The sequence below is a fragment of the Guyparkeria sp. genome (genome assembly GCF_041687595.1).
Classification (GTDB): domain Bacteria; phylum Pseudomonadota; class Gammaproteobacteria; order Halothiobacillales; family Halothiobacillaceae; genus Guyparkeria.
This window is the reverse complement of sequence record NZ_JAWLBP010000004.1, coordinates 64,925-77,227: the sequence shown is the minus strand read 5'-3', so window position 1 is coordinate 77,227 and position 12,303 is coordinate 64,925. Positions and strand designations below refer to the sequence as shown.

The 12,303-nt window shown below is 65.3% G+C and carries 9 protein-coding genes; all 9 read left to right on the top strand.

Going from position 1 to position 12,303, the window contains the following annotated elements; translation table 11 throughout:
- On the top strand, positions 1-2,370 hold a 2,370-nt coding region (gene gyrA / locus ACESL5_RS01675), incomplete at its 5' end, for a DNA gyrase subunit A (protein ID WP_372591041.1).
- Between the two features lie 120 nt (positions 2,371-2,490).
- Positions 2,491-3,573 carry a 3-phosphoserine/phosphohydroxythreonine transaminase gene (gene serC / locus ACESL5_RS01670; protein WP_372591040.1) on the top strand — a complete coding sequence of 361 codons (1,083 nt, stop codon included), beginning with the start codon at positions 2,491-2,493 and terminating at the stop codon, positions 3,571-3,573.
- Positions 3,574-3,624: 51 nt separating this feature from the next.
- The gene (locus ACESL5_RS01665) at positions 3,625-4,788 is read left to right on the top strand and encodes a 3-phosphoglycerate dehydrogenase family protein (protein WP_372591039.1); all 1,164 of its coding nucleotides are present in this window, start codon (positions 3,625-3,627) and stop codon (positions 4,786-4,788) included.
- A gap of 15 nt (positions 4,789-4,803) precedes the next feature.
- Positions 4,804-5,949, top strand: coding sequence for a prephenate dehydratase (gene pheA / locus ACESL5_RS01660; protein WP_372591038.1), 1,146 nt, complete (start codon positions 4,804-4,806; stop codon positions 5,947-5,949).
- Positions 5,950-7,125 (top strand): histidinol-phosphate transaminase, encoded by a 1,176-nt coding sequence (hisC, locus tag ACESL5_RS01655; RefSeq protein WP_372591037.1) that lies wholly within the window; start codon positions 5,950-5,952, stop codon positions 7,123-7,125. It begins immediately after the preceding gene.
- Complete coding sequence (locus ACESL5_RS01650; protein ID WP_372591036.1) at positions 7,118-8,032, top strand: prephenate dehydrogenase; 915 nt, start codon at positions 7,118-7,120, stop codon at positions 8,030-8,032. The genes hisC and ACESL5_RS01650 overlap by 8 nt, the downstream gene beginning before the upstream one ends.
- 63 nt (positions 8,033-8,095) lie before the next feature.
- Entirely contained in the window at positions 8,096-9,451 is a 1,356-nt protein-coding gene (aroA, locus tag ACESL5_RS01645; RefSeq protein WP_372591035.1) for a 3-phosphoshikimate 1-carboxyvinyltransferase, read from the top strand.
- A 222-nt stretch (positions 9,452-9,673) separates the two neighbouring features.
- A complete protein-coding gene (gene cmk, locus ACESL5_RS01640; protein ID WP_372591034.1) occupies positions 9,674-10,342 on the top strand; it encodes a (d)CMP kinase in 669 nt (222 codons plus the stop codon).
- Positions 10,343-10,503: 161 nt separating this feature from the next.
- Positions 10,504-12,177: a 30S ribosomal protein S1 gene (gene rpsA / locus ACESL5_RS01635; RefSeq protein ID WP_372591033.1), complete on the top strand. Its 1,674-nt coding sequence runs from the start codon at positions 10,504-10,506 to the stop codon at positions 12,175-12,177.
- Positions 12,178-12,303 lie beyond the last annotated feature (126 nt).

The following is a 12,303-nucleotide window of genomic DNA, read 5'->3' as shown; positions in this document are numbered from 1 at the left end:
GTCGTGGGTGACGTCATCGGTAAGTATCACCCGCACGGGGATTCGGCGGTCTACGACGCGCTGGTGCGCATGGCGCAGGACTTCTCCATGCGCAACATGCTCATCGACGGGCAGGGTAACTTCGGCTCGGTCGACGGTGATGCCCCGGCGGCGATGCGTTATACCGAAGTTCGCATGGCGAAGATCGCCCACGAACTGCTCGCCGACATCGACAAGGAAACCGTCGACTTCATCGACAACTACGACGGCTCGGAATCCGAGCCTCAGGTCCTGCCTGCCCAATTCCCGAACCTGCTGGTCAACGGCTCCTCGGGTATCGCGGTGGGCATGGCCACCAACATCCCGCCGCACAATCTCGGCGAGGTGCTCGACGCCACCGTCGCGATGATCGACGACCCGGCCATCAATGATGACGACCTGCTCGCGTACGTGCCGGCCCCGGACTTCCCCACCGCGGGCATCATCAACGGTGCGGCCGGCCTGCGCGATGCCTACCTGACCGGTCGCGGCCGCTGCGTAATGCGCGCCCGGGCCGAGTTCGAGGACAGCGAGAAGACCGACCGCACCTCGATCGTCATCACCGAGCTGCCGTACCAAGTCAACAAGGCGCGCCTGATCGAGCGCATCGCCGAACTGGTGCGCGAAAAGAAGATCGAGGGCATTGCCGAACTGCGTGACGAATCCGACAAGGAGGGCATGCGGGTCGTTATCGAGTGCAAGCGGGGCGAGATGCCCGATGTGCTCCTGAACAACCTGTACCAGCAGACCCAGCTGCAGAGCGTGTTCGGCATCAACATGGTCGCGCTGATCGATGGCCAGCCGCGCACCGTCGGTTTGCGCGAGATTCTCAACGTCTTCCTGCGTCACCGCCGCGAGGTGGTCACCCGCCGCACCATCTTCGAGTTGAGGAAGGCGCGCGATCGCGCCCACATCCTCGAGGGTCTGGCCGTGGCGCTGGCGAACATCGATCCGATGATCGCCGTGATCAAGTCCGCGCCGACCCCGGCCGAGGCGAAGGTCAAGCTGCTCGACGGCACCTGGGAGTCCGGCGTGGTTCGCACCATGCTCGAGAAGGCGGATGCCGCCGCATCCCGCCCCGAGGCCCTGGGCGACGAATTCGGTCTGCAGGAGGACGGCAGTTACCGTCTCTCGCCGGAACAGGCGCAGGCCATTCTCGAGATGCGCCTCAACCGTCTCACCGGCCTCGAGCAGGACAAGATCGTCGAGGAATACGCCAACCTTCTCGAGCGCATCATCGATCTCCTCGACATCCTGCGCTCGGAAGAGCGGCTGATGCAGGTCATCCGCGACGAGCTGATGCGGATCCGGGACGAGTACGCGGACCCACGTCGTACCGAGATCATCGTCGACTACGAGGACCTCTCGATGGAGGACCTGATCGCCGAGGAGGATCGGGTGGTCACGCTCTCCCGCGAGGGGTACATCAAGACCCAGTCGCTGACCGATTACCGCAGCCAGCGTCGTGGCGGCCGAGGCAAGGCCTCGACGCGGATGAAGGACGAGGACGTCATCGAGCAATTGCTGGTGGCCAGCACCCATGCCTGGGTGCTGATGTTCACGAACTACGGTCGCGTATACTGGCGCAAGGTCTACCAGCTGCCGCAGGGTGCCCGCGGGGCACGCGGCCGGCCGGTGGTCAACGTCCTGCCGCTGCAGGATGGCGAGCACATCAACACCATGTTGCCGATTCGCGAGTTCGTCGACGATCACTACATCTTCTTCGCCACACGCAATGGCCAGGTGAAGAAGACCCCGCTGGTCGACTTCTCCCGCCCGCGCCAGGCCGGCATCATCGCCATCGACCTGCGCGAGGGTGACCGGTTGATCGGTGCGGCGCTGACCGACGGCTCCCGCGAGATCATGCTGTTCTCCAACGCCGGCAAGGCGACGCGTTTCGCCGAGGAAGACGTACGGTCGATGGGCCGCACGGCGGCCGGCGTGCGAGGCATTCGCCTGCAGGACAAGCAGTTCGTCGTCTCGTTGATCGTGGTCGACGAAGGCGAGGTGCTTACCGCCACCGAGAACGGCTATGGCAAGCGCACGCCCACCGACGAGTTCCCCGTCTACAACCGTGGCGGGCAGGGCGTGATCGCGATCAACACCAGCGAACGCAACGGCGAGCTGGTCGGCGCGGTGCTGGTGCGCGAGTCCGACGAGGTGATTCTGATCTCGAACCGCGGTACACTCGTGCGCACCGAGGTGTCCCAGATTTCCTCCCTGTCGCGCAATACTCAGGGTGTGACCCTCATCCGTCTGGGCAAGGACGAGCGTCTGGTTCAGATCGAGCCGGTCGCGGCCATGGAAGATGAAGGCGACGAGGAAATCGAGGATCAGGACGCGGAGGAGTGATCCCCGCCGTGGCCGCCGCCACCCCAATCAGCCCGCCCGAGCGGGCTGTTTCCGATTGAATGATGGACCGGGCGAGGCATCGTCCGGTCGCTTGTTTTCTGTTTCTGTTCAGGAGTAGTCATGGCTCGCGTTTACAACTTCAGCGCCGGTCCGGCGATGTTGCCCACCGAAGTCCTCACCCGTGCAGGGGAAGAGTTGGTCGATTATCACGGGACCGGCATGTCGGTCATGGAAATGAGCCATCGCGGCAAGCATTTCGTCGGCATCGCCGAGCAGGCGGAAGCGAACCTGCGCAAGCTGATGAACATCCCGGACAACTACAAGGTGCTGTTCCTGCAGGGCGGTGCCTCGACCCAGTTCGGCGCGATTCCGCTGAACCTGGGCAACGGCTCGGGCAAGGCCGACTACCTCAACACCGGCCACTGGTCGGTCAAGGCGATCAAGGAAGCCAAGCGCTTCGTCGACGTCAACGTGGTCGCCGACACCAAGCCGGAGAACTTCACCACGCTGCCGGCCGAGGGCGAGATCAAGTTCTCCCCGGACGCCGACTACGTCCACTACACCCCGAACGAGACCATCGCGGGCGTGGAGTTTCCGTACATCCCGGACACCGGCGACGTGCCTCTGGTCGCGGACATGTCCTCGACCATCCTGTCGCGCCCGATCGACGTCTCGAAGTTCGGCGTCATCTACGCCGGCGCGCAGAAGAACATCGGTCCGGCCGGCCTGACGATCGTCATCGTCCGCGACGACCTGCTGGGCAAGTCGCGCGAGAACACCCCGGCGATGCTGGACTGGGCCACCCAGGCCGAGGCCGATTCCATGTACAACACCCCGCCCACCTATTCCTGGTACATGGCGGGGCTGGTGTTCGAGCACCTGCTGGAAAAGGGCGGTCTCGAGGCAATGGCCGAGATCAACAAGCGCAAGGCCGAGAAGCTGTACGCGACCATCGACGGCAACGATTTCTATCGCAATCCGGTCGAGCCGGGCTACCGCTCCTGGATGAACGTTCCGTTCATGCTGGCCGATGACTCCCTGGACAAGACCTTCCTCGAGGAAGCGGGCAAGCAGGGCCTCGTTACCCTGAACGGTCACCGTTCGGTCGGCGGCATGCGCGCGAGCATCTACAACGCGATGCCGGAGTCCGGCGTCGACGCGCTGATCGACTTCATGAACGACTTCGCCAAGCGTCACGGCTGAGTCTCGAGACGAGCCGCCAACGCCCAGACAGCCAAATTCAAGGATTCGGACATGTACAAGATTCACACCCTCAACGCCATTTCCAACAAGGGCCTCGAGCGCCTGCCGACCGACAAGTACGACGTCGGTGCCGAGCTCTCTGACGCCGATGCCATCCTGGTCCGCTCGGCCAAGATGCACGACATGGAGCTGCCGGAGTCGCTGCTGGCCATCGGCCGTGCCGGCGCCGGCGTCAACAACGTCCCGGTCGATCGGATGACCGACAGGGGCGTGGTGGTCTTCAACGCACCGGGCGCGAACGCCAACGCGGTCAAGGAACTGGTCATCGCCGGCATGCTGATGTCCATCCGCAACATCGGTCCGGCCTGGGATTTCGCTCGCAACCTCGAAGGTTCCGACGAGGAAATCCACAAGGCGACGGAAGCCGGCAAGAAGAACTTCAAGGGCTTCGAGCTGCCGGGTCGCACGCTGGGCATCATCGGCCTGGGCGCGATCGGCGTCCGTGTGGCCAACTCCGCCAAGGCATTGGGCATGCGCGTGATCGGCTTCGACCCGGGCATCAGCGTCGAGCGCGCCTGGGAACTGTCCCCGGACGTCCATCAGGCGGCCAGCGTCGACGAGGTCCTGGCCAAGGCCGATTTCGTCTCCCTGCACGTGCCCCTGATCGACGCCACCCGCGACCTGATCAACGCCGAGCGCCTGGCGTTCATGAAGGACAACGTCGTGGTCCTGAACTTCTCCCGTGACGGCATCGTCAACGAGCAGGCCATGGTCGACGCACTGGACAACGGCAAGGCCCTGTCCTACGTCTGCGACTTCCCGACCAACCTGACGAAGAACCACCCGAAGTGCCTGACCCTGCCGCACCTGGGTGCGTCCACCGACGAGGCCGAGGACAACTGCGCGATCATGGTCGCCGACCAGGTGCGCGACTACATCGAGAACGGCAACATCAAGAACGCGGTCAACATGCCGCACGTCCAGATGGCCCGCTCCGGCGCCCAGCGCATCGCGATCGCCAACCTCAACCGCCCGGACATGGTCGGTCAGATCTCGCACATCCTCGGCAAGGCCGGCGTGAACATCGAGCACCTGGTCAACGAGTCGCGCGACCAGGTCGCCTACACGCTGCTGGACGTGGACCGTGAAGTGCCGGCAGAGACTCGCGACGAGCTGGCGGCCATCGACGGCGTTCTGCGCCTGCGCCTGCTCTGATATCCCGTCGGGTCCATGGGCGGTAACCAGTCCAAGCCGACGGCACCCCCAACGCTGCCCGACAGCCTGGACGAGGTGCGCCTGCTGATCGACGATCTCGATCGGCAGCTGCTCGACCTGGTCAGCCAGCGTGCGCGTCTGGCCGAGCAGGTCGCCCACATCAAGCAGCGGGACCCCGCCTTCTCTCCGGGGCAGTCCTTCTACCGTCCGGAGCGAGAGGCCCAGGTGCTCGCGCGTATCCGCGAGCTCAATCCGGGGCCTCTCGACGACGACACGGTGGCCTGGCTGTTCCGCGAGGTGATGTCGGCCTGCCTGGCGCACGAGCGCCCGTTGTCGATCGCCACCCTCGGTCCGAGCGGCACCTTCTCCGAGCTGGCAGCCGTCGCGGCCTTCGGTCACGGTGGCCGGCTGCAGTTCGAACCGGGCATCCCGGAGGTGTTCCGCGCCGTGTCCGCCGGCAGCGTGGATTACGGCGTGGTGCCGCTCGAGAATTCCACCGAGGGCAGCGTGTCGCTGACGCTGGACTCGCTTGCCGGCAGCGATCTGCTGCTCTGCGGTGAGGTGGCGCTGCGCATCGACCAGCAACTGCTGTCCCACCCGGATGCCGCGTCACATCCGCGCTGCATCGTCTCGCACGCCCAATCGCTGGCCCAGTGCCGCGAGTGGCTCGACGCCCATTTTCCGGGCGTCGATCGCATGGCCGTGGCGAGCAACAGTGCCGCCGCTCAGCAGGCGGCGACCGACCCCGAGGTGTTCGCCATCGGGCCGGCCTTCGCCGCCGAACGGCACGGGCTGGTCGTGCGCGCAGCCAATATCCAGGACAACGTCCAGAACACCACGCGGTTCGCGGTGCTTGGCCGGGAGCCGGTCGCACCTTCCGGCGAGGACAAGACCGCGCTCCTGCTTTCCGTGACCAACGAGCCCGGGGCATTGTCGCGGTTGCTCCTGCCGCTGTCCGAGGCCGGCATCGACGTGTTGCGCATCGAATCACGGCCGGCACGAGACCGTGTCTGGGACTACGTCTTCTTCATCGACATCGCCGGTCACCGCGACGACCCGGCCGTGGCCGACGCCCTCGAGCGGTTGCACCCGCACTGCGGCCAGTTGCGGGTTCTCGGCTCCTATCCGTTGCCGGTGATCAGCCACCCGGGAGGGGAGTAGATGGATCGTGAGGAAAGCATGTCGGCCTCCAAGAGGGCGCGAGCCTGTGTGCAGGCGATCAGCCCCTACGTTCCCGGCAAGCCGGCCGAGGAGGTGGCGCGCGAGTACGGCATCAGTGACGTGCTCAAGCTCGCCTCCAACGAGAATCCGCTCGGGCCGTCCCCGCGCGCCGTCGAGGCGTTGCGGGACAGCCTGGCCGAACTGCACGTCTATCCCGACGGCAGCGGCTATCGGCTCAAGCGGGCGATAGGCGAACACTACGGGGTGCACCCCGGGCAGATCACCCTGGGCAACGGGTCGAATGACGTGCTCGAACTGGTGGCACGCGCCTACCTCGAGCCCGGCGTCAACGCGGTGTTTTCCGAGCATGCCTTTGCGGTCTACGCCCTGGCCACGCAGGCGGCCGGGGCCGATGCGAAGGTGGTGCCGGCGCGCCCGGCCGACGACCCCGTGATGCCCTTCGGTGCCGACTGCGCGGCCATGTCCGAGGCCATCGACGAACGCACCCGCGTGGTCTTCCTCGCCAACCCCAACAACCCCACCGGCACCTGGGTGGAGGCGGCCGAACTGCGCGAGTTGCTCGACGCGGTCCCGGAAGACGTCATCGTGGTGCTCGACGAGGCCTACACGGAATACGTCGAGGATCCGTCCTTCCCGGACGGGGTCGAGTTGCTCGCGCACTACCCGAACCTGGTGGTCACGCGCACCTTCTCCAAGATCTTCGGTCTCGCGGCTCTGCGCGTCGGGTTTGCCGTCAGCGCACCGACAATCGCGAGCCTGCTCGACCGGGTGCGTCACCCGTTCAACGTCAATGCCCTGGCGTTGCGGGCGGCGGAGGCGGCCCTGGAGGACGCGGCGTTCATCACCGAGAGCCGGACCGTCAATCGCGAGGGGCTCGAGCAGTGGCAGGCCGCCGCCCACGCGCGCGGCTGGCAGACGGTGCCGAGTCGGGCGAACTTCATCACGGTGCGCACATCCTTCGGCGCCGGCCGCGTGTTCGAGCAGATGCTGCGCGAGGGCGTGATTGTCCGTCCGCTGGGCGGGCAGGAGGCCCACGGGGGGTTGTCGACGGCGTTGCGTATCACTGTCGGCACACGCGAGCAGAACGAGCGAGCGATCGCGTCCCTCGAGCGGGCGCTCGATCGGCTGCGCGCCGAGGACGAACGCGATGATTGATCGTCTGGCGCTGATCGGTACGGGCCTGATCGGCGGCTCGCTGGCGCTCGGACTGCGAGAGCAGGACGCGGTCGGCGAGGTGGTCGGCTACAGCCGACGGCTCGACACCCGATTATCGGCGCAGCGCCTCGGGTTGATCGACCGGCCGGCCGACTCGATCGCCGAGGCGGTTGCCGGTGCCGACATGGTCTTCCTTGCGACTCCCGTGGCGGCGATGGACGCCGTACTGGCCGAACTGGCGGACTGTCTGCCCGAGGGTGCGCTGATCACCGACGGTGGCAGTGTGAAGGGTGCCGTGGTCGAGCGGGCGCGGGCCCATCTTTCATCGGCCCAACTGGCGCGATTCGTACCTGGCCATCCGATCGCCGGGCGAGAGCACAGCGGTCCCTCGGCGGCGACCGCCGATCTCTACCGCGGCCATCGTGTCATCCTCACGCCCCTGCCCGAGAACACCGACGCGGACGTTGCCCGGGTCGAGTCGATGTGGCGGGCCGTCGGCGCGCGTGTCGAGCGCCTCGACGTGGCCCATCACGACCACGTTCTGGCCGCGACCTCGCACCTGCCGCACGTGGCGGCCTTTGCCATGGTCTCGGCATTGGCGCGGCTGGCCGAGCGCTACGAAGTGTTCCGCTATGCCGCCGGAGGCTTCCGTGACTTCACGCGGATTGCAAGCTCCGACCCGGTGATGTGGCGCGATATCTGCCTGGACAATCGCGACGAGATCCTGGGGATGCTGGATCATTACCGCGCCGAACTTGACCAGTTACGGGGGCTGATGGCCGATCGCGATGGCGAGGCGCTCGAGTCCTACTTGGCCGATGCCAAGGCAGTGCGGGACGCCCTCTATCCGGTCGCCGACTCGAACGGCGAGTGTGACGGCGATACGTCGCGCCCCGCCGGAGACTGAAAGCCGCACGACCCATCGCTCGACGTCACGAACCAACCTTCCAATCATCCGGACGACTGCCACATGTCTTCTGTTCATGAAACCGCCTCGCTGATCTTCCGCAGCACGGCCGCCGAGCGCCTCTCGGGCGAGGCGCGCGTGCCGGGGGACAAGTCGATCTCCCACCGCTCGATCATGCTCGGTGCGCTTGCCGAAGGGACGACCGAGGTGACGGGATTCCTGGAGGGCGAGGATAGCCTCAACACGCTCCGCTGCTTCCGCGCCATGGGCGTGGACATCAGCGACCCCGAGGATGGTCGCGTCACCATCCAGGGGGTTGGTCTGCATGGTCTCAATGCGCCCGAGAAACCCCTGTACGTGGGCAATTCCGGCACCTCGATGCGGCTGATGTCCGGTATTCTCGCCGGCCAGTCCTTCGATTCGGTGATCGAGGGTGACGCTTCGCTCTCGCGTCGGCCGATGAAGCGTGTGATCGATCCGCTGATCGCGATGGGTGCGGTGATCGAATCGGGTCCCGAAGGCCGTTCGCCGCTGACCATCCGTGGCGGGCAGCCGCTCAAGGCCATTGAGTACGCGATGCCCATGGCCAGTGCACAGGTGAAGTCCTGCGTCCTGCTGGCCGGGCTGTACGCCGAGGGACGCACCTGTGTCACCGAGCCGGCGCCGACGCGGGATCATACCGAACGGATGCTCTCCGGCTTCGGCGTGCCGGTCGACCGCGATGACGCGACGGTCTGCCTGCGCGATGCGGACCCGGCGGATCGTCATCTGGCCGGGGGTCGACTCGAGGTTCCGGCCGACATCTCCTCGGCCGCCTTCTTCCTGGTCGCGGCGAGCATCGTGCCCGGGTCCGACATCACGCTGACTCACGTGGGTCTGAACCCGACCCGTACCGGCGTAATCGACATCCTGCTGGCGATGGGTGCGGACATCCGGATCGAGAACCGCCGTACCGTCGGTGGCGAACCGGTTGGCGATCTTCGTGTGAGGAGTGCGGAGCTTGAAGGCATCGAGATCGACGAGGCACTGGTGCCGCTGGCCATCGACGAGTTCCCGGTTATCTTCGTGGCTGCGGCTTGCGCGCGTGGCCGTACGGTGCTCACCGGTGCCGAGGAGTTGCGTGTCAAGGAATCCGATCGGATCGCGGTCATGGCAGACGGGCTGGCCAAGCTGGGTGTCGACGCGGTGGCCACCGCCGACGGCATGATCATCGAGGGACGCGGGGAACCGAAACCCTTCGGTTCGGCCACCATCTATGCCCAGGGTGACCACCGCATCGCGATGGCATTCGCTGTGGCCGGCCTGAAGGCCCGCGGCGAGGTCACCATCCACGACTGCCAGTTCGTCGAGACCTCCTTCCCGGGCTTCGCCGAAATGTTCAATCGCCTCGGTGGATGCCTGGAGCTGTCCAGACACTAGGCCCGGTCGATCAGGTCCCCGCGCCCGGATCCTTCGGGCTCGTCAGACTCGTGACGAGGCAGGCATCAACCGAGAGCAGTTTCAGGCCCGGCTGTTTGCTGTCGGCCGCCGTCCGCCGGGAGTGATCGAGTCGGGGCTATTGAAGTCCGCCTGAAGCGCCGGTCCGCCGGCGCGGTCGAGGCACCCCGAAAAACGACCACGCTCACGAAAGCAGGAGAACTCATGGTTCCGGTAATCACCATCGATGGCCCCAGCGGTTCCGGCAAGGGTACGGTCGCGCGGCGTCTGGCCAGCCGGCTCGGATTCGGCATGCTCGATTCGGGCGCGCTCTACCGCCTGACCGCGCTGGCCAGCCAGGCTGCTGGACTCGCGCCCAAGGATCCGGAAGTGGTCGACATGGCGCGCCATCTCGACTGCCGGTTCGACGAGGAAGGCAACGTGTTCCTCAACGAGGAGAACGTCTCGCGCGAACTGCGTACCGAGACCACCGGTGCCATCGCATCGCAGATTGCTGCTCGGCCCGAGGTGCGCGAGGCGCTTTTGCAGCGTCAGCGGGATTTCGCCCGCCCGCCCGGGTTGGTCGCCGATGGCCGCGACATGGGTACGGTGGTCTTTCCGGAGGCGCCGGTGAAGATCTTTCTCGACGCCAGTGCCGAGGTGCGGGCCGACCGACGTTATAAGCAGTTGATCGAGAATGGATTCGATGCTAGTTTTACCGCCCTCGTCGAAGAGATCCGGCAACGGGACGAACGGGACCGCAACCGGTCGGTCGCGCCGCTTCGGCCCGCGGAAGACGCGCTAGTCGTTGATTCCAGTGATCTTTCGATCGACGAGGTGGAGGCCACGCTCTGGCGCTACATCCGGGATCGGCTCGCCGGTTCCGAGGAATAGCTACCAGGTCGAGGCCGTTGACTCGTGTTTTTGTGCGGGCAATGTCGCCCGGTCATCAACCGTTGAGTCTGGCAAACCCAGGGACGGATAGGCCAGTGTTTGTTTACCACGACGGACAGCTTTTGGAACGTCCAGTCGTCAACCCTTGGAAATGTTGATTAATGTCTGAAAGTTTTGCCCAGCTTTTTGAAGAAAGCCTCCAGAATGCCGTCATGCAGGCGGGCTCCATCGTCTACGGCAAGGTCGTCGACATCAACGACGACTACGTCACTGTCGACGCCGGTCTGAAGTCGGAAGGCATCATCCCCACCGACCAGTTCCGTGACGAGAACGGCGAGCTGAACATCAACGTCGGTGAAGAGGTCGAAGTCGCCCTCGATGCCGTCGAAGACGGTTTCGGCGAGACCCGCCTGTCGCGTGAAAAGGCCCTGCGTGCCCGTGCGTGGAAGAAGCTGGAGAAGGCTTTCGACGACGACGAGATCGTCACCGGTCGCATTTCCGGGAAGGTCAAGGGTGGTTTCACCGTCGAGCTCGGCGACGTCCGCGCGTTCCTGCCGGGTTCGCTGGTCGACGTGCGTCCGATCCGGGACACCACCTACCTCGAAGGCAAGGACATCGAGTTCAAGATCATCAAGCTCGACCAGCGCCGCAACAACGTGGTCGTCTCCCGTCGTGCCGTTGTCGAGGAAGAGTACAGCGCCGAGCGCGAGGCTCTGCTCGAGCAGTTGCAGGAAGGCATGGTCCTCCGCGGTATCGTCAAGAACCTCACCGACTACGGTGCGTTCCTGGATCTCGGCGGCATCGACGGCCTGCTCCACATCACCGACATGGCGTGGAAGCGCGTCAAGCATCCGTCCGAGATGGTCAACATCGGTGACGAGATCGACGTCAAGGTGCTGAAGTTCGACCGCGAGCGCAACCGCGTTTCGCTGGGTCTCAAGCAGCTGGGCGAAGATCCCTGGAGCGACATCTCCCGCCGGTACCCGAGCAGCACCCGCCTGTTCGGCAAGGTCACCAACATCACCGATTACGGCTGCTTCGTCGAGATCGAGGATGGTGTCGAGGGTCTGGTACACGTCTCCGAGATGGACTGGACCAACAAGAACGTCAACCCGGGCAAGCTGGTCAACGTCGGTGACGAGGTCGAGGTCATGATCCTCGATATCGACGAGGACCGTCGCCGGATCTCGCTGGGCATGAAGCAATGCCAGCCGAACCCGTGGGATGCCTTCGCCGCATCGCACACCAAGGGCGACAAGGTCTCCGGCCAGATCAAGTCGATCACCGACTTCGGCATCTTCATCGGCTTGGAAGGCGGCATCGACGGTCTGGTTCACCTCTCCGACCTGTCCTGGAGCGAGCCGGGCGAAGAGGCCGTGCGCCAGTTCAAGAAGGGCGAGGAGCTCGAGGCCGTGGTCATCGCGATCGACCCCGAGCGCGAGCGTATCTCCCTGGGCCTCAAGCAGCTCGAGGACGATCCGCTGTCCAACTGGGCGGCCGACCATCCGAAGGGCAGCATCGTCAAGGGCACGCTGCGTGAAGTCGACGCCCGTGGCGCCGTGGTCGATTTGGGTGACGGCATCGAAGGCTACATCCGTGCCTCGGACATCGCCCGCGAGCGCATCGACGACGCGCGCACCGTGCTGAAGGAAGGCGAGGAAGTCGAGGCCAAGTTCATGGGCATCGACCGCAAGAACCGCATGATCAGCCTGTCGATCCGCGCCAAGGATCACGCCGAGGAAGCCGAGGCGATGGACGAGCTGAACAAGGCTCCGAGCACCTCGTCGCCGACCTTGGGTGACCTGCTCAAGGAGCAGCTCGGCCGCTCCGAATAAGCCGGCTCTGCCGAGCTTTCAAAACGCCATCCCATGTGATGGCGTTTTTTGTGGGTGCCACGTTGCGGCATCCCCTGACATCAGAAGTCGCACGGCTCGTCCGGGCCGTGCCTGAAGGAGTTCTAC

Coding starts and splice junctions, on each gene's coding strand:
- ACESL5_RS01665 (WP_372591039.1), top strand. CDS start 3,625: ATGTACAAGATTCACACCCTCAACGCCATTTCCAACAAGGGCCTCGAG.
- serC (WP_372591040.1), top strand. CDS start 2,491: ATGGCTCGCGTTTACAACTTCAGCGCCGGTCCGGCGATGTTGCCCACC.
- ACESL5_RS01650 (WP_372591036.1), top strand. CDS start 7,118: ATGATTGATCGTCTGGCGCTGATCGGTACGGGCCTGATCGGCGGCTCG.
- aroA (WP_372591035.1), top strand. CDS start 8,096: ATGTCTTCTGTTCATGAAACCGCCTCGCTGATCTTCCGCAGCACGGCC.
- pheA (WP_372591038.1), top strand. CDS start 4,804: ATGGGCGGTAACCAGTCCAAGCCGACGGCACCCCCAACGCTGCCCGAC.
- hisC (WP_372591037.1), top strand. CDS start 5,950: ATGGATCGTGAGGAAAGCATGTCGGCCTCCAAGAGGGCGCGAGCCTGT.
- rpsA (WP_372591033.1), top strand. CDS start 10,504: ATGTCTGAAAGTTTTGCCCAGCTTTTTGAAGAAAGCCTCCAGAATGCC.
- cmk (WP_372591034.1), top strand. CDS start 9,674: ATGGTTCCGGTAATCACCATCGATGGCCCCAGCGGTTCCGGCAAGGGT.